We start from the raw sequence: 19,615 nt of genomic DNA on the forward strand, positions 1-19,615 counted from the left end.
CGGCGCACTGTGGCTGTCGCCCTGGCTGCCCGAGGCGGCCGCCGAGTTGCCCGTCGCCAGCGCGCCCACCATCGCCGCGGTGATCGGGCTCGGCGTGCTGCCGGCGGCCATCGGCTACGCCACCTGGACCTATGCCCTGGGCCAGTTCGGCGCGGCGCGGGCGACCAACTTCCTCTATCTCGTGCCGCCGGTCGCCACCGCGATCGCCCTGCCGCTGCTGGGCGAGGCGCCGGGGCCGCAGACCCTGCTGGGCGGCGCCATCGCCATCGCCGGGGTGGTGCTGGTCAACACCCGCGGGCGGGCGGCGCCGAGGGCGGCCGGGCCAGTGGTCCCCGCGGCGCCGCGCCAGCCGTCTTAGAGCAGCCCGAGCTTATCCCGCGGCGGGCCGGGGAAGTCGGCGAAGGCCGGCGCGCCGTCGGGCGTGCCCAGCAGCTCGCGCACCGCCCTCGTGGCCTGGTCGATCGCCGAATGGACATAGGCATAGGCGCCGGAATCGGCATTGGCGATCGCGATCCGGCCCCAAGGCTTGCGCGCCGCCACGATCGGCAGCGGGCCGTCCGGCCAGAACGAATCCCACGGCCGCATGTATTCATAGGCATAGCCATGCGACCAGCGGTTGGCGGTGATCGCCTCGATGTCCCGCGCCGGGTCGAAGCCGCCGCCGGACAGGGCGCGGCCCAGCAGGTCGCGAATCTCGCGCTCCATGTCCTCGAAGCTGAGCTGGGTCAGCTGGATGCGGCCGGCCAGGGACTGTTCGCGCGACGACAGGCCGGGCTGCAGCGGCACCTTGCTGAGATGCAGCAGCACCGGGTCCTCCGGCTTGTCGGCGAACTGGTAGCCGCCCATGCTGACCGGGAAGTCGATCTCCGCCCCCGACCAGAAATGGCCCGGCGCGTCGAAGCCGTCGATGCCCAGCTTCGAGAAGGCGGTCCAGTTGCGGATCAGCACATTGGTGTAGATCAGCGGCACCTTCTGCTGGTCGCGCAGCGCGTCGACTTGCGCCGCCGGGAGCTCGTCGGTCAGGAACGGGATCACCCGGTGCCAGCAGGCCAGCACCACGTGGCCGGCCTCGACCGTGCGCAGGCGGCCAGCCTGGACATAGGACACCTCGACCGACTTGGCCGAGGCCGGGTCGCCCTGGTGCTTCACCTTCACCACGGTGGAGCTGAGCCGGATCCGCGCCGGTTGGCCGTCGACATCCAGCTTGTCGTAGTCCGCCTGGGCGAGGACCAGATCCTCCATCGTGCTGCCGGGGATGGCGGCGGGGATGAGCGACCGCACCAGCGACCGGGCGACGCCGGCATTGCCGTCCGGGAAATGGTAGATGTACTCGTCCGGGTCGGTGCGAGCCAGGCGGCCGCTGGGGCTCATGGTCGGGTAGACCTCGTCGCCCAGATCCATGCCGTCAAAGCCGGGATTGCCGTTGGCCCAGGCGTCGAGGCAGGTGGTGCCGTCGATGCCGACGCCGAAATAGGCCTCGGTCGACCCCTGGAAATAGGTGACCAGCTGCGGGTCGGCCTTCACCAGATCGGTCAGGAACTGGGCGTAGGTGGTCTTCGAGAGCCGCTCCAGCTTCTCCGCCCGCGACAGGCCGGGCAGGTAGTCGGCCGGCGCATCGATCAGGGCGATCAGATCCTGCTTGGCCTTGTCGGTCAGCGGCGTCTGCGGCACCCAGTCGGCGGCCTTCTCCCCCTCCTTCACCAGCGCGTCGGTCCCGAACGCCTCCTTCGGGAAGAACACGCCGCGGCCCAGACCGCGCGCCTCGGCCCAGCCCTGGTCGTAATACTGCTCGAACCGCTTCGGCTCGATGCCGATCGTCGCCAGCAGCGCATTCACCGCCGGGCTGAAATAGCTGGGCGTCTGCAGCGACTGCGACCCGCCGTAGCCGAGGACCATGCGGCCGCTGGCGCTGGTGAACTCGTTGCGCTTGGCATGGCCGCCGAAATCGTCATGCGAGTCGATCACCAGCACCCGCGCATTCGCCCCCGCCTGCTGACGGTACAGCACCGCCGCGGCGAGGCCGGAGATGCCGCCGCCGACCACCACCAGGTCGTAGCGCTCGCCGGTCGGCTCCGGCGCGCCGGCCTTGCCCCAGAAGGTGCCGTCGCGCACCGAATGCATGACGTTGTAGGAGCCTTCGTGATGGCCGCGCAGCCCGGTCAGCTTCGGCGGATAAGCGGCGGCAGGCCCCGCGGCGAAGGCGCTGTGGGGGAAAGCCCCGCCCAGCGCGGCCGCGCCCGCCGTCAGGGCGATGCCGTCGAGAAAGTCGCGCCGGCTGATCGCCCGGCCCATTCCCAGATCGCGATCGGATGACATGGATGTTCCCCCTCCCTGGCTGCTGCCCCCGATTCAGCGGGGCCAAGGTGGCGGAATTGCGGTGCGAAGCGGGGCGGCTCAGGCCGCCGGCTTGATGCCGATCAGCCGGAAGATCTCGACCTCGCCGTTGCGGCCGCGGACGCGGCGCGGGCCCAGGCTCTCCATCTCGAATTCCGGGCCCAGCAGCGCCGCGGTCTCGGCGCTGATCAGGATCGTCGTCTCCTCGTCGCGCGACAGCACCTTGCCGAGCTGCTCCAGCCGGTTGCCGATGTTCACCGTGTCGCCGACGATGGTGTAGTTGGTGCGCCCCGGCGCGCCGATATTGCCGACCACCACCGGGCCGCTGTGCAGCCCGATGCGCAGCCGCAGCCGCGGCCTGCCGACGGCGGCGCGGCGGTCGTTCTCGGCCCGCATCACCGCGGCGATGGCCAGCGCCGCCCGGGCAGCCCGCGGCGCGTGGTCCTTCATCTTCTCCGGCGCGCCCCAGAACGCCATCAGGCAGTCGCCGATGAACTTGTCGATGGTGCCGGATTCGGCCTCGACGCAGCGCGCCAGCATGGCGAAATGCTCGTTCAGATAGGCCGCAATCCGCGCCGCGGGCAGCCGCTCCGCCGCCGCGCTGAAATTGGCGATGTCGGTGAACATCACCGTCAGGATGCGCTCGATCGACACCACATCCTCGCCGTCGCCCTTGACGATCAGGCGGCGGACCAGGCTTTTCGGCACATAGGTCTCGAGCCAGCGCAGCCCCACCAGCATGGTGTTGAAGGCCTGGGCGCCCTCATTCAGCTCCTTGAACACGCTGCCCGGCAGCGGCCTCAACTGGCTGAACTCCAGCTTGCCCACCGCCCGCGCCTGGTCGGAGAAGGCGCGCACCGGCCGCGCGATCATCCGGCCGACGAAGACGCCGACGATGATCGCCAGCACCATCACCGCCAGGCCCGCCAGCCCGGCCCGGATCACCCGCCACACTTCAGCGCCGATCGCATCCCCCGGCACATGGATGCCGAGGATCAGCTGGGTCGGGCCGAAGCCGTAGATGGTGCGGTACAGGAAGATCTCGTCCTGGTCGCCGATCTGCACCTCACGGATCCGCACCCGCGGGTTGCGCACGGTGACCGGCGCCCCCTGGGTCCACAGCGCCGCCAACAGCGGGTCGCCGACCTGGTCGAGTCGCGGCAGCGGCTCCTCCACCGAGGCCGGTGGCGGGTCGGTGGCCATGCGCGGATGGGCCAGCACCCGGTCCTCGCCATAGAGAATGAAGGGCACCTGCGAGGGATCGCTGGACACCCGGGCCAGGAATTTCGACAGGTCCTGCACTGTGACCACGGCGAACAGCACGCCGACCAGCTGGCCGTTGCGGCGCACCGGCTGGCGCAGGTTCAGCACGGTGGCGTGCGGCCCGTCGGAGAGGAAGAGGATCTCGCCCCAATAGGCGTCGACCTTGCCGGCAGCCTCCATCAGCACGTCATGGCTGCGTTCGAGATCCGCCGCCATGCTGATCGGTTGGTAGCTGCCGTCCTGCTCGCGGGTCACGCCGCGGATGCGCATGTCTTCGGTGAGGTAAGCGATCGACCGGACCTGCGGCGACGCGGCGAGCGCGCCGGTCAGCATGGTGGTGAACTGGTCGGTATTGCCGGCGTCGAGCCGTCCCTGCTGCAGCAGCAGGGCGATGTTGCCGAGCTCGTTCGACACCGGCTCGAGATGCTGGCGCAGCTGCGCCTCGACCGAGGCGACGCCGATCTCCGCCTGGTTGGTCAGCAGGTCGAAGGTGGTGCGCGCCGCCGTGGTCCAGTAGATCGCGAGCACCGCCGCAACCGCGATCGCCACCAGGCCGCCGATGGCGACCGCGAGCGTCCGGGCCAGGGTGATGGTGCGTCGGCGCGGCCGGCCGGAGCGGCTGGCCGGCGCCTCGGCCTCGGCGGAGACCGGCAGGGTCATGGGGCGATGGCTGGATCCAGCATGCGGCCCAGCGGCCGGCCGCCGAAGATGTGGACGTGCAGATGCGGCACTTCCTGGTGCCCGTCGCCGCCGATATTCGACAGGATGCGGTAGCCCGGCGCGGCCAGGTTCAGGTCGCGGGCGACGCGGCCGACCGCCCGGGTCAGGGCCGCGATCTCGGCGTCGCTGGCGCGCTCCGAAAAATCATCCATCGAGACATAGGCGCCCTTGGGGATCACCAGCACATGCACCGGGGCGCGCGGGCTGATGTCGTGGAAGGCCAGGACGTGGTCGTCCTCATAAACCTTCTTGCACGGCAGCTCGCCGCGCAGGATGCGGGCGAAGACATTGTTCGGATCATAGGCCATCGGTCGTCCTCTCCACCGGTCTTCGCTGAGCGATGATGACACATGGTGCTGAATCGCGGCGAAATTCAGCCAACACCCCAGCGACCCGTTCGATGCCGGCGGCGACGCGATGTCGCGGGCCGGCCCCCTAGCTTCCCCGCACGGGCGGGCGCGCCTACTCCGTCGGCCGCGCCGCCTTCTCGGCGATGCCGCTGGTGCCCTCGCGCGCCTCGAGCACGGCCCAGACCGCCTGCGGCGACACGCCGGCATCGGCCCACAGCACCAGCAGATGGTAGAGCAGGTCGGCGCTCTCGGACGCGATCTTCTCCGGATCGTCGCGCAGCGCCTCGATTACCGTCTCGACCGCCTCCTCCCCCAGCTTCTGGGCGATCTTCGGCCGGCCGCGGGCGAGCAGCTTGGCGGTGTAGCTGGAGGCCGGGTCGGCGCCCTGCCGCGACCGGATCACGGCCGCCAGCCGGTCCAGGACGCGCGCATCGATCGGCGAGCTGCCGCCGCTCATGCCGCCATCCGCACCGGCAGACCGGCCTCGGCCAGATGCTGCTTGGCCTGGGCGATCGAATAGGTGCCGAAATGGAAGATCGAGGCGGCGAGAAGGCCGGTGGCGCCGCCGGACAGCGCGCCGTCGGCGAGATGGTCCAGCGTGCCGACGCCGCCCGAGGCGATGATCGGGATGCCGACCACCTGCCGGATGCGCTGCAGCAGCCCGATATCGAAACCTTCCTTGGTGCCGTCCCGGTCCATCGAAGTCACCAGCAGCTCGCCCGCGCCGGCCTGCGCCATCCGGTCGGCCCAGTCCACCGCGTCGATGCCGGTGCCCTTGCGGCCGCCATGGGTGAAGATCTCCCACTTGCCGGGCGAGACCTGCTTGGCGTCGATCGCCACCACCACGCATTGCCGGCCGAACTTGACCGCCGCCTCGGACACCAGCTCCGGCCGGGCCACGGCGGCGGAGTTGATCGACACCTTGTCGGCCCCGGCCAGCAGCAGCGCCCGGACATCGTCGACGCTGCGCACGCCGCCGCCCACGGTCAGCGGCATGAACACCTGCTCGGCCGTGCGGCGGACCACGTCGAACAGCACGCCGCGATTCTCGTTGGTCGCAGCGATGTCGAGATAGACCAGCTCGTCCGCGCCCTCGCGGTCATAGTGCCGGGCCTGCTCGACCGGATCGCCGGCGTCGACCAGGTTCTCGAAGTTCACGCCCTTGACCACCCGGCCGTCCTTGACGTCGAGGCAAGGGATGACCCGGACCTTGAGCATATCTTCAGGCCTCCACCGGCACCGGGCCGGACAGGATCGCCAGCGCCTGCTTCGGGTCGATCCGGCCGTCATAGAGGGCACGGCCGCAGATCACCCCGGCGATGCCCGACTTCTCCTCGCGCTTGATCACCCGCAGGTCGTCGAGCGAGGAGGCGCCGCCCGAGGCGATCACCGGCGTGGTCAGGGCGAAGGCCAGGTCGGCCGTGGCCTCGACATTCAGCCCGCCCATGGCGCCGTCGCGGTTGATGTCGGTGTAGATGATCGCGGCGACGCCGGAATCCTCGAAGCGCAGCGCTAGGTCCAGCGCCTTGACGCTGGAGGTCTTGACCCAGCCTTCGATCGCCACGAAGCCTTCCCGCGCGTCGATGCCGACCGCGATCCGGCCCGGCCAGCGGCGGCAGGCCTCGCGCACCAGGTCCGGGTCGCGCACCGCGACCGTGCCCAGCACCACCCGGGCGACGCCGCGCTCGAGCCAGAACTCGATCCGCTCCAGGTCGCGGATGCCACCGCCCAGCTGCACCGGCAGCGAGGTGGCCTTGAGGATGCCGCCGATCGCCTCGGCATTCACCGGATGGCCGGCGATGGCGCCGTTCAGGTCGACCACATGGATCCAGCTGAAGCCCTGCTCGGCAAAGGCCTTGGCCTGCTCCGCCGGGTCCAGGTTGAACACCGTGGCTTCGCTCATCTCGCCGCGGACGAGGCGGACGCAGTGGCCGTCCTTCAGATCGATGGCCGGGTAGAGGATCATGGCGTCGGGTCCTGCCCCGCCTCGGTCAGCGGGATCAGCGGTTTGTGGAAGTAGCAGCCGCCGATCAGGCGGCCGTTCACGCGGGCATAATACGGGTTCGTCGCCCAGCGGACGAATCCCAAGCTCTCGAACAGGCGGATCGCCGCAGCCTGGGTCTCGCGCACATCGAGCGTCAGCAGGCCGTAGCCGCGCGCCCGCGCCTCGGTCTCCGCCGCCTCGACCAGCATCCGTGCCAGGCCGTGGCCGCGGGCCCAGGGAGCGACGAACATGCCGTTGACGCCGGCGGCGAAGGACTGCGCCTCGTTGTTCGCCGGCGGCTCCACCAGCTGGATGGCGCCGGCGATGACCTCGTCGAGCCGGCCGACGAAGAGGTGCCGGCCCGGCATCACCACCACGCCGCCCCAGTACCGCTCCATGGTCTCGCGCGGCGGCGGCTTGACCCAGCCGAAGCCGCCACCCTCGACGATCGCCAGCTCGGCCGCGTCACACAGATCGTGCAGGTCGCCGCCACGGATCCGATCGAGCCGGCCGACCGAGACTGCCGGCACCGAGGCCGCCATATCCGTCATGGCGTCCAGGTCACGAAGTTGCCGAGCAGCCGCAGGCCGGCCGCCTGGCTCTTCTCCGGATGGAACTGCACGCCGATCCAGTTGTCGCAGCCGACCGCCGCGGTCTGCTGCCCGCCATAGTCGACCGTCGCCAGCACCTCGGCCGGGTCGGCCGGCACCATGACATAGGAATGGGCGAAATAGACGTCCTGCCCGTCCAGCCCGTCGAGCACCGGATGCGCTTCACCGATCGTCAAGGTGTTCCAGCCCATCTGCGGCACCACCAGGTCGGGGTCGGCCGGCGCCAGCGGCACCACGGTGCCATGGACCCAGTCGAGGCCGAGGAAGTCGCCATGCTCATGGCCGACGCCCGCCATCACCTGCATGCCGACGCAGATGCCGAGGAACGGCACGCCGTCCCGCTTCACCCGCTGGTCCAGCACCTCGCGCAGGCCCGGGATCGCGCCCAGCGCCTGGCTGCAGTCGCCAAAGGCGCCGACGCCCGGCAGCACCAGCCGGTCGGCCCGGCGCACCACCTCGGCATCGGCGGTGACGATGATCTCCTGCGCCGCCCCGCGCTCCGCCGCGGCGCGTTCCAGCGCCTTGGCGGCCGAGCGGAGATTGCCGGAGCCGTAGTCGATCACGGCGATGGCCATGGGAAAGTCCCGGAGCTAGAGGGAACCGCCGAGCGTGCCCTTGGTCGAGGGCACGGCGTCCGGGCGGCGGCTGTCGATCTCGGTCGCGGCGCGCAGGGCGCGGGCCAGCGCCTTGAAACAGCTTTCGACGATATGGTGGTTGTTCTCGCCGTAGAGGTTGGCGACGTGCAGCGTCAGCCCGGCGTTCTGGGCGAAGGCGTGGAACCATTCGCGGAACAGCTCGGTGTCCATCTCGCCCAGCTTGTCGCGGGTGAAGCGGACGTCCCATACCAGGTAGGGCCGGGCCGAGATGTCGACGGCGACGCGGGACAGCGCCTCGTCCATCGGCACATGCGCCTCGCCGTAGCGCTGGATGCCGCGGCGGTCGCCCAGCGCCTTGGCGAAGGCCTGGCCGAGGGTGATGCCGACATCCTCGGTGGTGTGGTGGAAGTCGATATGGAGGTCGCCCTCGGCCCGGATCGTCAGGTCGAACAGGCCGTGCCGGGCCAGCTGGTCCAGCATGTGGTCGAGGAAGCCGACACCGGTCTGGATGTCGGAGCGGCCGGTGCCGTCGAGATCGACCGTGGCGCTGATCCGCGTCTCGCGGGTGGCGCGGTCGACGGTCGCGGCGCGGGTCGGGGCCGGGCTGGTCCGGCTGGGCTTGGCAGGGGTTCCGTCCATGGCTCAGGTGTCTTATCAGGAAGCCCGGCGCATCGCCAGAGAAGGAGCCATGCCCGGAGGGCAGGGAACGGTCCGCAAGACTTGATCCCCCCGCCGGACGGTCCAATCTAGGCGGTGCGGGCCGACGGCCCGTTCCAACCCCAGCGTTTCCGGATTTCTGCATGTCGTCTTCCGAGAGTGCCGCCTGGCACGGCACCACCATCCTCGCCGTGCGCAAGAACGGCCATGTCGTCATCGCCGGCGACGGTCAGGTGACCGCCGGCAACACCGTGATGAAGGGCACCGCCCGCAAGGTGCGGCGCCTGGGCGACGGCAGCGTCATCGCCGGCTTCGCCGGAGCGACCGCCGACGCCATGGCGCTGTTCGAGCGCCTCGAGGCCAAGCTGGAGAAGCATCCCGGCCAGCTGGCCCGCGCCTGCGTCGAGCTGGCCAAGGACTGGCGCACCGACCGCTACCTGCGCCGGCTGGAGGCGATGATGGCGGTGTGCGACCGCCAGGTGTCGCTGATCCTGACCGGCACCGGCGACGTGCTGGAGCCGGATGACGGGCTGATCGGCATCGGCTCCGGCGGCCCCTTCGCCCTGGCCGCCGCCCGGGCGTACATGGAGCATCCGGAATTCGACGCCGAGACCATCGCCCGCAAGGCGATGAAGATCGCCGGCGACATCTGCATCTACACCAACCACAACGTCACGCTGGAAAGCCTGTGATCGCGGCCCTGCCGATCACCCGACCCGCGGCCGCGAAGGACCCCGAGATGACCGACACCGCCAATTTCAGCCCGCGCGAGATCGTCTCCGAGCTCGACCGCTTCATCGTCGGCCAGCACGACGCCAAGCGCGCCGTCGCCATTGCGCTGCGCAACCGCTGGCGCCGCCAGCAGCTGCCCGAGGCGCTGCGCGAGGAGGTGCTGCCGAAGAACATCCTGATGATCGGCCCGACCGGCGTCGGCAAGACCGAGATCGCGCGCCGCCTGGCGAAGCTGGCCAACGCCCCGTTCCTGAAGGTCGAGGCCACCAAGTTCACCGAGGTCGGCTATGTCGGCCGCGATGTCGAGCAGATCGTCCGCGACCTCCTGGAGATCGCGATCAAGATGACCCGCGAGACCCTGCGCAAGGAGGTCGCGGCCAAGGCCGAGATCCGCGCCGAGGAGCGGGTGCTGGACGCGCTGGTGGGCGAGAACGCCTCGGCAGAGACGCGGCAAAAGTTCCGCAAGATGCTGCGCGAGGGCCAGCTGAACGATCGCGAGATCGAGATTCAGGTGGCCGACACCGGTGCCGGGCTGCCGACCTTCGACATCCCGGGCATGCCGGGCGCCCAGATGGGGATGCTCAACCTCAATGACATGTTCGGCAAGGCCTTCGGCAACCGCACCAAGCCGCGGCGCATGACGGTGCAGGAAAGCCACGCCGTGCTGATGGCCGAGGAATCGGACAAACTCCTGGACCAGGAGAAGGTGACCGCCGAGGCGATCCAGTTGGTCGAGCAGAACGGCATCGTCTTCCTGGACGAGATCGACAAGATCACCGCCCGGTCGGAGCGGCAGGGCGCCGATGTCAGCCGCGAGGGCGTGCAGCGCGACCTGCTGCCGCTGATCGAGGGCACCCAGGTGGCGACCAAATACGGCACGGTGCGCACCGACTACATCCTGTTCATCGCCTCCGGCGCATTCCAGCTGGCCAAGCCGTCCGACCTGCTGCCGGAGCTGCAGGGCCGCCTGCCGATCCGGGTCGAGCTGCAGGCCCTGTCGCGCGACGATTTCCGCCGCATTCTGACCGAGCCGGAGCACAGCCTGATCAAACAGTACAAGGCGCTGCTGGGCACTGAGGAGGTGACGCTGGACTTCGCCGAGGACGCGATCGACGCGCTGGCCGATCTGGCGGCGGAGATCAACCGGTCGGTCGAGAACATCGGCGCCCGCCGGCTGCACACGGTGCTGGAGCGCCTGCTGGACGAGGTCAGCTTCACCGCCTCCGACCGGTCCGGCGAGACGGTGAAGATCGATGCGGCCTATGTCCAGGACAAGGTCGGCGCGCTGACCAGGAACGCCGATCTGAGCAAGTTCATCCTGTAATAGCAGACCATCGGTCTCCGCGGCTTCCGCCCACCGTCATCGCCCGGCTAGCCTCGGCGGTGACGGAGCGGGCCCGGCCGGGCAAGCAACCGCTCTGCCGGGAGACATCGACATGCCTGCTGCCGGGCGCTTCGGCCCCTATGATCTCACTGTGCTGTTCGACGGCATCTTCGAGGCGCCGAAGACGGTGCTGGTCCACGCCGCCGGCGAAGACGCCAGCCGTCGCTTGGTCGACGGCTGGCCCGGCGACAAGATCAGCATCGACGTGAACTGCTATCTGCTGCGGGGCGAGAACGGGATATCCCTGATCGATGCCGGCACCGGTGACCATTGGGGGCCGGCCATGGGCAAGGCGCCCGCGGCGCTGGCGGCGGCCGGCGTGCGGCCGGACGAGATCGACCGCGTGCTGGTGACCCATCTGCACGGCGACCATGTCCTGGGCCTGCTCGAGGGCGACCGCCCCTGGCTGCCCCGCGCGCAGGTCCTGGTGCCGGAACAGGATCTCGCCTTCTACGGTGATGCCGCCATCGCCGAGACCTTTCCGCCGGCCCGGCGCGGCAACTTCAAGCTGGCCGCCACTCTGGCCGAGGCCTATGCCGGCCGCCTTCATGCCATTCCGCCGGGTCCCGTCGAGGCCATGCCCGGCGTGAAGGCCGTGCCGTTGCCCGGCCACACGCCGGGGCACAGCGGCTATCGCATCGGCGAGGGCCGGGAAGCGCTGCTGATCTGGGCCGACGCCTTCCATCTCGGCGTGCCGCAGATCGAGGACCCGGAGGTCGGGCTGACCTACGACCTCGACCCGGCACAGGCGATCGAGAGCCGCCGCTTCGTGCTGGAGCAGGCGGCACGGCATGGCTGGCGGGTCACCGGCAGCCATGTCAGCCCGGTCGGCCGGATCGAGGCGGGCGACGGCGGCTGGCGCTTCGTCGAGGGATAAGCTCCGCCAACCCCGCCTTCCTCTCCTGTCATGCCCGGGCTTGACCCGGGCATGACAGGAAGTGTCGAGGCCGCTCTGGGTGGCCCTGGATCGCCGGGTCAAGCCCGGCGATGACGGAGGGATTACCAAGCGCTGTCTACTTCGCGTTCAGCAGTTCGGTGACCTTGAGCAGGACGAACTCCTCGTCATCCTGCCGGTCGACGGCGCGGCCGGAGGAGAAGGGCAGGTTGTTGTCGTTGGCGACGATGATGTGGTCGGCGTCGACCCGCGCCACGTTCTCGATCGTCACGAAGGGGAAGCTCAGCACCCCGTCATGCCCACCCTGGCGCGCCTTGTGGTCCGGATCCAGGATCGCCAGCAGGTCGATCGAGCCGATCTTGCGCAGGATGCCGTCGGCATCGGCATCCGCCAGGTCGACCAGATAAACCCGCTTCAGCTTGGCCGGGGTGGCGAAGCAGTCCGGCTTCGGGTCGCCCTGGCAGGCCTGCGCCACGTCGCCCTCGCCCTGGTCGCGCTCGATGATCAGGCCGCGGGTGCCGCCGATCAGGTTGAAGTCGCCGATCGAATTGCCGTTGGTCTCGAGCCGGTACTTCCACGACTTGCCGGTGAACCTTTTCGACGCGACGTCGAACTCCAGCACGCGCAGCAGCTCGTGACCCTGGGCGTCGGCCTCGGGCGCGCCCTTGGCCGCGTCCCACAGCCCGCCTTCCAGCAGCGGGTACAGGGTCTTGCCGTCCTCGGACACCGCCATGCCCTCGAAGCCCTTGCTGCGGCGCGATTCGAAGGCGACCGCGCCGGGGGCGCCCGGCATGGTGATGTAGGGGTTGTCGGGCGAGCGCACCGGCTTGCCGTCGACCGTGGTGTCGACGACCGTCAGCACCCGGCCGGCGGCGTCGGTCTCGATCACGAACGGCCCCAGCTCGTCGCCGAACCAGTAGTGATCGCCGATCAGCTGCACCGATTCGATGTCGAAATCGGCGCCGGTCAGGTAGCGCTCCTTCGTCGCCTCGGTGACGATGCGGAACGGCACCTTCCGGTCCGGGTCGGACAGGAACAGCGTGTTCAGCAGCGCCACCCGGCCGGTCTGCCAGTCCGGCTTCACCCGGTGCACCATCAGCATCGCGTCCGGCGAGTTGGCCTTGGAGCCGAAGCCGTTGTCGGTGATGACGACGTATTCGCCGTTGCCGACCGGCCGGATGCCGCTGAAGCCCTGCACCGCCTGGCCGACGAAGGGGAAGGTCAGGCCGGTCTCGCGCACCGCCTTGCCGGAGCCGGTGGTGCCCATGACGCTGAACGGCCGGTCGATCCGGGCCAGGGTCGGGCCGGCGAACTTGGCCGAGGTGGCGAACATCGCCGGCGCATCGGCCGGCGGGGCGGCGAAGGTCATCGCCGGCAGCACGGCATGGCCTTCCAGCACCGCCGGATAGGTCTTCGCCGCCGGGTCGTCCCCGGCCAGGGCCGCGGCGGCGGACAGGGCCAGGACAAGCAAAGACACGGCGGCACTGCGGAACGGAAGCATGGGGTCCCCCTCTCGGACGAAACGCGGCGGGAGAGTGGGGACGGCCGATGACGGGCGGATGACGACTGTATGAAAGTCTCGGGTCGCGAGATGGCTCCGGACTCTCCCAAATTGTCATGCCCGGGCTTGACCCGGGCATCCAGAAGGTCTCGACGCTCTCTGGATTGCCGGGTCAAGCCCGGCAATGACAATACGGGTTAGGCAGCCACGGCCTCCTCGGTCATCCGCGCCACCAGCCGGTCGATCTCGGCCTCCGCCGCCTGCAGCGACTGCCGGATCCGCTCGTCTGCGAACTCGTCGTACTCCGCGGCGATCGACACCGCGTCGGTGATGCCGATGTAGCGGAACACCGTCTGCAGATGCGGCTCGACATGGTTGAGGCCGGCGATGCGTTCCCCGGGGCCGTAGCCCCAGTCGCCGCGGGCGCCGAGCGTCACCAGACGCTTGCCGGACAGCATCGGCCAGTAGGGCTCGCCCGGACGGCTGCGATCGAACCCGAAGGTGCGGCCGACCCGGACGATATTGTCGACCCAGGCCTTCATCTGGGCCGGCATCCCGAAATTGTACATCGGCACCCCGGCGACGATCAGGTCGGCGCGCTCCAGCTCGTCCACCAGAGCGTCGCTGGCCGCCAGTGCCGCGCGCATCTCGGGCGTCCGCCGCTCCGGCTTCGTGAAGGCGGCGGCGATCCAGGCCTCGGTCACCGGCGGCGGCGGCTCCAGCCCGACATCGCGGCAGATCACCGTGTCGTGCGGCCGCCGGGCCAGCCAGGCCTCGATGAAGCGGCCCGACAGGCGGCGGGTGTGCGAGCGGCCGAGCCGGGCGCTGGCATCGATGTGCAGGATCGTGGTCATGGCTGAGCTCCAGAAGATCTCTGCCCCAGGAGATGTGCGCTTTGCGGCTTGCGGACAAAGGCGAATCCCTCATCTTATGGATGAGGTGAATTCATCCGTTGTGATCGCCATGCGCCGCCTGCCCCCGCTTGCCACCCTGCGCGCCTTCGAGGCCGCGGCCCGCCATCTCAGCTTCAAGCGCGCGGCGGAGGAGCTGCTGGTGACCCCGACCGCGATCAGCCACCAGATCCGGCTGCTGGAGGAGACGATGGGGCTGCGGCTGTTCGAGCGGCGGACCCGGCAGGTGGTGATGACCGAGGCGGCGCAGCGCCTGTACCCGGTGCTGCGCGACGGCTTCGACGCCTTCGCCCGTACCATCGACGGGCTGTCGGCCAAGGCCCCGCCCAGCACCGTGACCCTGACCGCGACCCGGGCCTTCACCGCCCGCCTGCTGGTGCCGCGCGTCGCGTCGTTCCAGGAGCGGCGGCCGGACGTCACGCTGCGCCTGCTGGCGGCGGACGAGCCGGTGGACCTGGCCGCCGGCACCGCCGACCTGGCCATCCGCTATGGCAGCGGCGTGTATCCCGGGCTGCGGTCCGAGCTGCTGGGCACCGACCGGCTGGCGCCGGTGGCGCATCCCTCCCTCGGCCTCACCGCGCCGGAACAGCTGGCGCGGCACCGGCTGGTGCATTTCGAATGGCGCGTGCCGCATCCCGACCGCCCATCCTGGCCGCGCTGGTTCGCCGCCGCCGGGCTGCCGGAGGTTGGCGCCTCCGCCCTGCACTGCACCGATGAGAGCCACGCCATCCAGGCGGTGGCCGCCGGCCTCGGCGTCGGCCTGCTGAGCCTGACCCTGGTGGCGGCGGAGATGGCGGCCGGCACGCTGGTGCAGCCCTTCGGCCCGGCGATCGAGGGCATGGGCTTCCACCTAGTCCGGGGCCCCGGTCCTGAGAACGAGGCCGTGGCCGCCGTCAGGGAGTGGGTCCTGGCGGAGTTTGGGCTGGCGGGCCGGAACCTTTGAAACAAGCCCATCTTGCTGCCTATGACGATCCACGCCATATTTCAGCTATGTGGCATGCTTTGAGTTCACACCATGGGTGCAGTTAAAGCCAAAGTCTCGGAGTCCGGTCGGTTGAGCATTCCGGCTGATATGCGTCGAGCCGTCGGCCTTGAGCATGGCGGCGACGTCGTAGTCGAGCTCGATGGCCGCGATATCCGGATCCGGACCCTGGATGAAGTCATTGCCCAGGCTCAGGCGCTGACGCGGCGGCTGTTGGGCGACGGGCCGGAGGCCTCGGTCGACGCCTTCTTAGCCGAGCGGCGGCGCGAGGCCGCGAAAGAATGACAGCGGCCGTTCTTGACGCCTCCGCCATTCTCGCCCTCCTACGCGGGGAGCCGGGTGCCGACAAGGTCAAGGCGGTACTGGCGGATGCAGCGGTCACGACGGTCAATCTGTCCGAGGTTGTCGGTCACTACGCACGTAACGGGGTTGCGGAGGTGGATGTCCGGTCGGTGCTTGGGCCATTACCGATGGAGCGCGTCCCCTTCGATGACGATCTGGCTTACGCGGCAGGCATGTTGCTGCCGCTGACACGGTCGGCAGGTCTGTCGTTGGGTGACCGGGCTTGCCTGGCCCTGGCAAAGCGGCTGGGGGTGCCAGCGGTCACGGCTGATCGGCCCTGGCGCGGCATCGCCGGCGCGGCGGGCGTCACCATCGACCTGATTCGCTGAGGCTCTACCCCTCGCGCTGGCGCTTGAGGATGATGTAGAGCGCGCCGGAGCCGCCATCGCGGGGATGGGCCGGGGTGATGGCCAGGATCTTGCCGCGAAGCGGCGCCTCGTTCAGCCATACCGGCACGTTCTGGCGCAGCACGCTGTCGCCGTTCGAGAAACTGCCCTTGCCGGTGATCACCAGCAGCGTCTTCTTGCCCGCCCGCTGGGCCGCGGCGACGAAGCCGATCAGCGCGTCATGCGCCTCGACCTGGCGCATGCCGTGCAGGTCCAGCCGGCCCTCGATCCCCTCCTTGCCGCGGCGCAGCCGGTCGGCGCGGTGGCCGTCGATGCCGGTCAGGTCGCCGGAGCGCAGCCGCTTCGGCGCCGCCGGCACCACGGGCGGCTTCGGCGCGGCCGGCGCAGCCCGCGGACCGGGCGGCGCGGGCCGGGGCGGGGGAGCCGGCGGAGCGGGTTCAGGAGGCGGCGGCGGGGAGGCAGGGTCGCGCGGCCGCAGCGGCACGACGTCCTGCATCACGAGACGCCAGAGGCGGCGCTCTTCCTCGCTGGGTTTTCGGGTCTTGGCCATGCCGGGTCAGCGGTCGGCATCCTCGGCCGAACGGCCGCGGCCCGGACGGGGCCGGGCCGGACGGGTCAGGAGCGACAGCATCGGCGGGTCAGTGGGATTCGCGGGTCTCGACCAGCGCCCAGTTCGGGTCGGTGGCACGAGTGTTGCGGGCGAAGGTCCAGATGTCGGTGACCTCGACCGTCTGGTCCGGGCTGCCTTCGATCACCTTGCCTTCGGCGTCGCGGGTCACGCTCTTCTGGCGTGAGGTCAGGCGCACGGTGACGAAGGCGGTGCGGCCGTCCATCCGGGCGTCGATGATGTCGGCGCGGTCGACCGATTCCACCGTCTCCTCCAGCACATGGCCGGCGGCCAGGCGGTCGCGGATGGCGCCGCTGAACTCGTCATACAGCTCGTCGGACAGGAGTGGGCGGAGCGTCGCCGTGTCGCCGCGGGCGAAGGCCTCGACGATCATCTTGAAGGCGGCGCGGGCGCCGCCGATGAAGCTGCTCTCGCTGAAGCTGCGATCGGCGATCTTGATCTGGGTCAGGCCGCTGGCCGGAGTGGAATCGCCATTGCCGTTGGCGCGCGGCCGCTCCGGCATGCTCACGACATTGTCGGGAGAGCGGGGCTCGGGCCGCGCCGGCTGCTGGGCGATCGGGTTCGGCCGCCGCTGCTCCGTCCCCGTGCGCCGGCCGAGCACGCTGCGCAGCCGCAGGATCAGGAAGCCGGCGATCACCGCCAGAACCAGGATATCGAGGAAAGAGCCTTCGCCCATCGCTCCCTTCACTTGGCCGCGCGCCCGTGCCGGCGCCGAATGCATCGCTCTGGACCCGGGAGCCGCGCGACACTACCTCTTGGTCGGCCCGTCCGGATGAAGCGAATGCTCGGCGGACAACCGTTCGGGCCAGGATGCGCGGTCAGGAACGACGCCTGCCCCCGACAGATAGGCTGCCGACCCCCAAACGGCAAGGGAAACCGATGCCCCTCCTCGCCCTGCTGCTTCTTGTCCCGGTCCTGGCCGAGATAACGGTGTTCATCGTGGTTGGGCGCTGGATCGGCGTGCTCGCCACCCTGCTGCTGTTCATCGCCATCGGCGTGATCGGCACGCTGCTGCTGAAGCGCCAGGGGATGCGGGCGCTGCGCGAGATGCAGGCGGCCCTGGCCCGCGGCGAGCCGCCGGCCGAGCCGGTGGCCCATGCCGCCCTGCTGGTGCTGGCCGCGCTGCTGCTGATCTTCCCCGGCTTCCTCAGCGACCTGATGGCGCTGCCGCTGCTGCTGCCGCCGGTCCGGCGCGCGCTGATCCGCTGGCTGGGCGTGCAGGCCAAGCGGCGCGGCGGCTTCACCGTCTGGCCCGGCGGCCCCCAGGGGCGCGGCCCAGGCGGCGGCCCGGTGATCGATGCCGACTACACCGAGGTGAAGCCCGACGGCGGCGCCGATCCGTCGCTGCCGCGGATCGAGGAATCGCGCTGGCGCGGCAAGGACGAGGGCGACGCGCCGGGCCGGCCCTGACCGGTCGACCCCGGTTGTGGCCGCCACGGGTTCCGTGCTAGCGAGACCCGACTTTTCGCCGGCCAGCACAGCCGTAGTTCCAGGGGAGACTTTTCATGTCGGACGACAACCAGCAGCCGGATGCCGAGCAGCAGCTGCAGCCCTCGCTGCAGATCTCGGCGCAATACGTCAAGGACCTGTCCTTCGAGAATCCGAACGCGCCGCGCAGCCTGACCCAGCAGACGACGCCGCCGCAGGTCACGGTCAATGTCGACGTCCGCACCCAGCAGCTGGCCGAGAACGCCTTCGAGGTGGTGCTGCACATCAAGGCCGAGGCCAAGACCGGCGACGCCGCCACCTTCCTGTGCGAGCTGAGCTATGGCGGCGTGGTCACCCTGGCCAACGTGACCAAGGAGCAGACGGCGCCGCTGCTGCTGATCGAGGCGCCGCGCCTGCTGTTCCCGTTCGCCCGGTCGGTGATCGCCGAGGCGACCCGCAACGGCGGCTTCCCGCCGCTGCTGATCCAGCCGATCGACTTCACCGAGCTGTTCCGCCGCCAGCTGGCCGCCCTGCGCGCCCGCTCCGAGGCCGAGGGCCAGCCCAGCGTGAACTGAGGCCGGTTTTCACGGCCGATTTTACGGCAGAGACCAAGCCCCGCTTCGGCGGGGCTTTTTCTTGCCCGCCTTCACCCTTCCTTCAGCCAGATCGGGTCGGTCAGGCCCTTGATGAAGGCGAGATGGGCGGCCAGTTCCTCCGCCGTCGGCGCATGCGGCCGGGGCGGGCGGGCGATGCGCTCGACCACCACCGTGGTCTCGGTGACCTCGACCGTGGCGGTGATGGCCAAGCCCGGCTCGCGGCCGCCGCACATCTCCAGCCAGACCTCGGCCAGCAGTTGGGCGTCGAGCAGCGCCCCGTGCAGCGTGCGGCCGGAATTGTCGATGCCGAAGCGGCGGCACAACGCGTCGAGCGTGGCCTGGGCGCCGGGCCAGCGCCGCCGGGCCAGCGCCAGCGTGTCGGTCGCCCGCGCCATCGGGATCGGCGGCAGGCCGAGCCGGCCGAGCTCCGCATTCAGGAAGCTCATGTCGAATTCGGCGTTGTGGATCACCAACTGCGCATCGCCGACGAAATCAAGGAAATCCCCCGCCACCTCGGCGAAGACCGGCTTGTCCGCCAGGAACTCGTCGGTCAGCCCGTGCACCCGCTGCGCCTCCATCGGCACCAGCCGCTCCGGATTGATGTATTTGTGGAAGTGCCGGCCGGTCGGGACGTGGTTGATCATCTCGACCCCGCCGATCTCGACCAGGCGGTCGCCGCCCAGCGCGTGGAAGCCGGTGGTTTCGGTGTCCAGGACGATCTCGCGCATCACGCCACCTTCAGTGAGGGCCGCCAGCGCCGACCCGGCCGGGCCAGCGCCTGCCGCTGCAGCGCCCGCAGGGCCAGCCGCGTCGGCCGGCGGCCGAGGCCGGTCGGCACCACCCAATCCGCCCGCCGACGCTTCTCGCGGTCGGGCATCTGCGCCGCCAGGATGGCGGCGAATTTCTCTTTCGTCATCCCCGGCCGGGCCAGCACCCGCTGCGCCTGCAGCAGGCGCGGCGCGCTGACCACGGCGACGGCGTCGCAGAAGCGCTCGCCCCCGGTCTCCAACAGCAGCGGGATGTCCAGCACCACCAGCGGGTCGCCGCGCCGCCCCGCCTGCTGCAGGAAGCGGCGCATGCGGCGGCGCACCAGCGGGTGCAGGATCGCCTCGAGCCGCCGCAGCGCCTCCGGCCTGCCGAACACCAGCGCGCCCAGCGCCTTGCGGTCGACCGCGCCGTCGCGCACCGCCTCCGGGAACGCCTTCGCCACCGCCGGCACCGCGGCGCCGCCCCGGCGCAGCAAGTCGTGCACCGCGGCGTCGGCGTCATGCACGGCGATGCCGTCGCGCCGGAACATCGCCGCCGCCGTCGACTTGCCCATGCCGATCGAGCCGGTCAGGCCCAGGATCCGCAT

At 70.3% G+C, this 19,615-nt stretch carries 24 protein-coding genes; 9 read left to right on the top strand and 15 right to left on the bottom strand.

Annotated features, from left to right (window positions below):
- The coding region (locus tag ABDW35_RS05130; RefSeq protein WP_343712778.1) for a DMT family transporter at positions 1–358 on the top strand (358 nt) is incomplete at its 5' end.
- On the opposite strand, the gene ABDW35_RS05135 is transcribed toward ABDW35_RS05130, so the two are convergent.
- The 9 genes from ABDW35_RS05135 to hisB form a co-directional block, all read right to left on the bottom strand.
- The gene (locus ABDW35_RS05135) at positions 355–2,316 is read right to left on the bottom strand and encodes an NAD(P)-binding protein (protein ID WP_343712779.1); all 1,962 of its coding nucleotides are present in this window, start codon (positions 2,314–2,316) and stop codon (positions 355–357) included. The genes ABDW35_RS05130 and ABDW35_RS05135 overlap by 4 nt on opposite strands.
- A 78-nt stretch (positions 2,317–2,394) precedes the next feature.
- On the bottom strand, positions 2,395–4,257 hold the full coding sequence (locus tag ABDW35_RS05140; protein WP_343712780.1) for an adenylate/guanylate cyclase domain-containing protein: 1,863 nt from the start codon (positions 4,255–4,257) through the stop codon (positions 2,395–2,397).
- Positions 4,254–4,625: a histidine triad nucleotide-binding protein gene (locus ABDW35_RS05145; RefSeq protein WP_343712781.1), complete on the bottom strand. Its 372-nt coding sequence runs from the start codon at positions 4,623–4,625 to the stop codon at positions 4,254–4,256. Before ABDW35_RS05145 ends, ABDW35_RS05140 begins: the two co-directional genes overlap by 4 nt.
- Before the next feature lie 154 nt (positions 4,626–4,779).
- Positions 4,780–5,124 carry a phosphoribosyl-ATP diphosphatase gene (locus tag ABDW35_RS05150; protein ID WP_343712782.1) on the bottom strand — a complete coding sequence of 115 codons (345 nt, stop codon included), beginning with the start codon at positions 5,122–5,124 and terminating at the stop codon, positions 4,780–4,782.
- Positions 5,121–5,885, bottom strand: coding sequence for an imidazole glycerol phosphate synthase subunit HisF (hisF, locus tag ABDW35_RS05155; protein ID WP_343712783.1), 765 nt, complete (start codon positions 5,883–5,885; stop codon positions 5,121–5,123). The genes ABDW35_RS05150 and hisF overlap by 4 nt, the downstream gene beginning before the upstream one ends.
- A 4-nt stretch (positions 5,886–5,889) precedes the next feature.
- Entirely contained in the window at positions 5,890–6,633 is a 744-nt protein-coding gene (gene hisA, locus ABDW35_RS05160; protein ID WP_343712784.1) for a 1-(5-phosphoribosyl)-5-[(5-phosphoribosylamino)methylideneamino]imidazole-4-carboxamide isomerase, read from the bottom strand.
- A complete protein-coding gene (locus tag ABDW35_RS05165; RefSeq protein ID WP_343712785.1) occupies positions 6,630–7,202 on the bottom strand; it encodes a GNAT family N-acetyltransferase in 573 nt (190 codons plus the stop codon). The genes hisA and ABDW35_RS05165 overlap by 4 nt, the downstream gene beginning before the upstream one ends.
- Complete coding sequence (hisH, locus tag ABDW35_RS05170) at positions 7,199–7,837, bottom strand: imidazole glycerol phosphate synthase subunit HisH (RefSeq protein ID WP_343712786.1); 639 nt, start codon at positions 7,835–7,837, stop codon at positions 7,199–7,201. The genes ABDW35_RS05165 and hisH overlap by 4 nt, the downstream gene beginning before the upstream one ends.
- Before the next feature lie 15 nt (positions 7,838–7,852).
- Positions 7,853–8,497: an imidazoleglycerol-phosphate dehydratase HisB gene (hisB, locus tag ABDW35_RS05175; protein WP_343712787.1), complete on the bottom strand. Its 645-nt coding sequence runs from the start codon at positions 8,495–8,497 to the stop codon at positions 7,853–7,855.
- A gap of 161 nt (positions 8,498–8,658) precedes the next feature.
- Here hisB and hslV point away from each other — a divergent pair, with 161 nt between their 5' ends.
- From hslV to ABDW35_RS05190, 3 genes are all read left to right on the top strand, one after another.
- Positions 8,659–9,207 (top strand): ATP-dependent protease subunit HslV, encoded by a 549-nt coding sequence (gene hslV, locus ABDW35_RS05180; RefSeq protein WP_343712788.1) that lies wholly within the window; start codon positions 8,659–8,661, stop codon positions 9,205–9,207.
- Positions 9,208–9,254: 47 nt separating this feature from the next.
- Positions 9,255–10,571, top strand: a complete 1,317-nt coding sequence (gene hslU, locus ABDW35_RS05185; protein WP_343712789.1) for an ATP-dependent protease ATPase subunit HslU — start codon at positions 9,255–9,257, stop codon at positions 10,569–10,571.
- Positions 10,572–10,683: 112 nt separating this feature from the next.
- Entirely contained in the window at positions 10,684–11,508 is an 825-nt protein-coding gene (locus ABDW35_RS05190; RefSeq protein ID WP_343712790.1) for an MBL fold metallo-hydrolase, read from the top strand.
- A gap of 136 nt (positions 11,509–11,644) precedes the next feature.
- On the opposite strand, the gene ABDW35_RS05195 is transcribed toward ABDW35_RS05190, so the two are convergent.
- On the bottom strand, positions 11,645–13,003 hold the full coding sequence (locus ABDW35_RS05195; protein WP_343712791.1) for an esterase-like activity of phytase family protein: 1,359 nt from the start codon (positions 13,001–13,003) through the stop codon (positions 11,645–11,647).
- Positions 13,004–13,224: 221 nt separating this feature from the next.
- Positions 13,225–13,881 carry an NAD(P)H-dependent oxidoreductase gene (locus tag ABDW35_RS05200; RefSeq protein ID WP_343712792.1) on the bottom strand — a complete coding sequence of 219 codons (657 nt, stop codon included), beginning with the start codon at positions 13,879–13,881 and terminating at the stop codon, positions 13,225–13,227.
- 85 nt (positions 13,882–13,966) lie between these two features.
- Between ABDW35_RS05200 and ABDW35_RS05205 the strand changes: the two genes are divergently transcribed.
- From ABDW35_RS05205 to ABDW35_RS05215, 3 genes are all read left to right on the top strand, one after another.
- The gene (locus ABDW35_RS05205) at positions 13,967–14,881 is read left to right on the top strand and encodes a LysR substrate-binding domain-containing protein (RefSeq protein ID WP_343712793.1); all 915 of its coding nucleotides are present in this window, start codon (positions 13,967–13,969) and stop codon (positions 14,879–14,881) included.
- A gap of 72 nt (positions 14,882–14,953) precedes the next feature.
- Positions 14,954–15,205, top strand: a complete 252-nt coding sequence (locus tag ABDW35_RS05210) for an AbrB/MazE/SpoVT family DNA-binding domain-containing protein (RefSeq protein ID WP_343712794.1) — start codon at positions 14,954–14,956, stop codon at positions 15,203–15,205.
- Positions 15,202–15,591, top strand: coding sequence for a type II toxin-antitoxin system VapC family toxin (locus ABDW35_RS05215; protein ID WP_343712795.1), 390 nt, complete (start codon positions 15,202–15,204; stop codon positions 15,589–15,591). Before ABDW35_RS05210 ends, ABDW35_RS05215 begins: the two co-directional genes overlap by 4 nt.
- Before the next feature lie 4 nt (positions 15,592–15,595).
- Here the strand turns inward: ABDW35_RS05215 and ABDW35_RS05220 are convergent, their stop codons facing one another.
- Together ABDW35_RS05220 and ABDW35_RS05225 are read right to left on the bottom strand one after the other, a co-directional pair.
- Positions 15,596–15,970, bottom strand: coding sequence for a Smr/MutS family protein (locus tag ABDW35_RS05220; protein WP_343712796.1), 375 nt, complete (start codon positions 15,968–15,970; stop codon positions 15,596–15,598).
- A 277-nt stretch (positions 15,971–16,247) separates the two neighbouring features.
- Positions 16,248–16,913, bottom strand: a complete 666-nt coding sequence (locus tag ABDW35_RS05225; protein WP_343712797.1) for a Tim44/TimA family putative adaptor protein — start codon at positions 16,911–16,913, stop codon at positions 16,248–16,250.
- A 203-nt stretch (positions 16,914–17,116) separates the two neighbouring features.
- On the opposite strand from ABDW35_RS05225, the gene ABDW35_RS05230 reads away from it, so the two are divergent.
- Positions 17,117–17,647 (top strand): FxsA family protein, encoded by a 531-nt coding sequence (locus tag ABDW35_RS05230; RefSeq protein ID WP_343712798.1) that lies wholly within the window; start codon positions 17,117–17,119, stop codon positions 17,645–17,647.
- 95 nt (positions 17,648–17,742) lie between these two features.
- Positions 17,743–18,240 (top strand): protein-export chaperone SecB, encoded by a 498-nt coding sequence (gene secB, locus ABDW35_RS05235; RefSeq protein ID WP_343712799.1) that lies wholly within the window; start codon positions 17,743–17,745, stop codon positions 18,238–18,240.
- Positions 18,241–18,311: 71 nt separating this feature from the next.
- Here secB and dnaQ read toward each other — a convergent pair whose 3' ends face one another.
- Positions 18,312–18,989: a DNA polymerase III subunit epsilon gene (gene dnaQ, locus ABDW35_RS05240; protein ID WP_343712800.1), complete on the bottom strand. Its 678-nt coding sequence runs from the start codon at positions 18,987–18,989 to the stop codon at positions 18,312–18,314.
- Positions 18,989–19,615 (bottom strand): dephospho-CoA kinase, encoded by a 627-nt coding sequence (coaE, locus tag ABDW35_RS05245; protein ID WP_343712801.1) that lies wholly within the window; start codon positions 19,613–19,615, stop codon positions 18,989–18,991. The genes dnaQ and coaE overlap by 1 nt, the downstream gene beginning before the upstream one ends.

It is taken from the genome of Inquilinus sp., assembly GCF_039594555.1.
In the GTDB taxonomy this organism is placed as follows: Bacteria; Pseudomonadota; Alphaproteobacteria; order DSM-16000; family Inquilinaceae; genus Inquilinus.

Coding starts and splice junctions, on each gene's coding strand:
- ABDW35_RS05200 (WP_343712792.1), bottom strand. CDS start 13,881: ATGACCACGATCCTGCACATCGATGCCAGCGCCCGGCTCGGCCGCTCG.
- ABDW35_RS05140 (WP_343712780.1), bottom strand. CDS start 4,257: ATGACCCTGCCGGTCTCCGCCGAGGCCGAGGCGCCGGCCAGCCGCTCC.
- hisB (WP_343712787.1), bottom strand. CDS start 8,497: ATGGACGGAACCCCTGCCAAGCCCAGCCGGACCAGCCCGGCCCCGACC.
- ABDW35_RS05165 (WP_343712785.1), bottom strand. CDS start 7,202: ATGACGGATATGGCGGCCTCGGTGCCGGCAGTCTCGGTCGGCCGGCTC.
- ABDW35_RS05150 (WP_343712782.1), bottom strand. CDS start 5,124: ATGAGCGGCGGCAGCTCGCCGATCGATGCGCGCGTCCTGGACCGGCTG.
- dnaQ (WP_343712800.1), bottom strand. CDS start 18,989: ATGCGCGAGATCGTCCTGGACACCGAAACCACCGGCTTCCACGCGCTG.
- ABDW35_RS05225 (WP_343712797.1), bottom strand. CDS start 16,913: ATGGGCGAAGGCTCTTTCCTCGATATCCTGGTTCTGGCGGTGATCGCC.
- ABDW35_RS05230 (WP_343712798.1), top strand. CDS start 17,117: ATGCCCCTCCTCGCCCTGCTGCTTCTTGTCCCGGTCCTGGCCGAGATA.
- ABDW35_RS05135 (WP_343712779.1), bottom strand. CDS start 2,316: ATGTCATCCGATCGCGATCTGGGAATGGGCCGGGCGATCAGCCGGCGC.
- ABDW35_RS05145 (WP_343712781.1), bottom strand. CDS start 4,625: ATGGCCTATGATCCGAACAATGTCTTCGCCCGCATCCTGCGCGGCGAG.
- secB (WP_343712799.1), top strand. CDS start 17,743: ATGTCGGACGACAACCAGCAGCCGGATGCCGAGCAGCAGCTGCAGCCC.
- hisF (WP_343712783.1), bottom strand. CDS start 5,885: ATGCTCAAGGTCCGGGTCATCCCTTGCCTCGACGTCAAGGACGGCCGG.
- ABDW35_RS05210 (WP_343712794.1), top strand. CDS start 14,954: ATGGGTGCAGTTAAAGCCAAAGTCTCGGAGTCCGGTCGGTTGAGCATT.
- hisA (WP_343712784.1), bottom strand. CDS start 6,633: ATGATCCTCTACCCGGCCATCGATCTGAAGGACGGCCACTGCGTCCGC.
- hisH (WP_343712786.1), bottom strand. CDS start 7,837: ATGGCCATCGCCGTGATCGACTACGGCTCCGGCAATCTCCGCTCGGCC.
- hslU (WP_343712789.1), top strand. CDS start 9,255: ATGACCGACACCGCCAATTTCAGCCCGCGCGAGATCGTCTCCGAGCTC.
- ABDW35_RS05190 (WP_343712790.1), top strand. CDS start 10,684: ATGCCTGCTGCCGGGCGCTTCGGCCCCTATGATCTCACTGTGCTGTTC.
- coaE (WP_343712801.1), bottom strand. CDS start 19,615: ATGCGGATCCTGGGCCTGACCGGCTCGATCGGCATGGGCAAGTCGACG.
- hslV (WP_343712788.1), top strand. CDS start 8,659: ATGTCGTCTTCCGAGAGTGCCGCCTGGCACGGCACCACCATCCTCGCC.
- ABDW35_RS05215 (WP_343712795.1), top strand. CDS start 15,202: ATGACAGCGGCCGTTCTTGACGCCTCCGCCATTCTCGCCCTCCTACGC.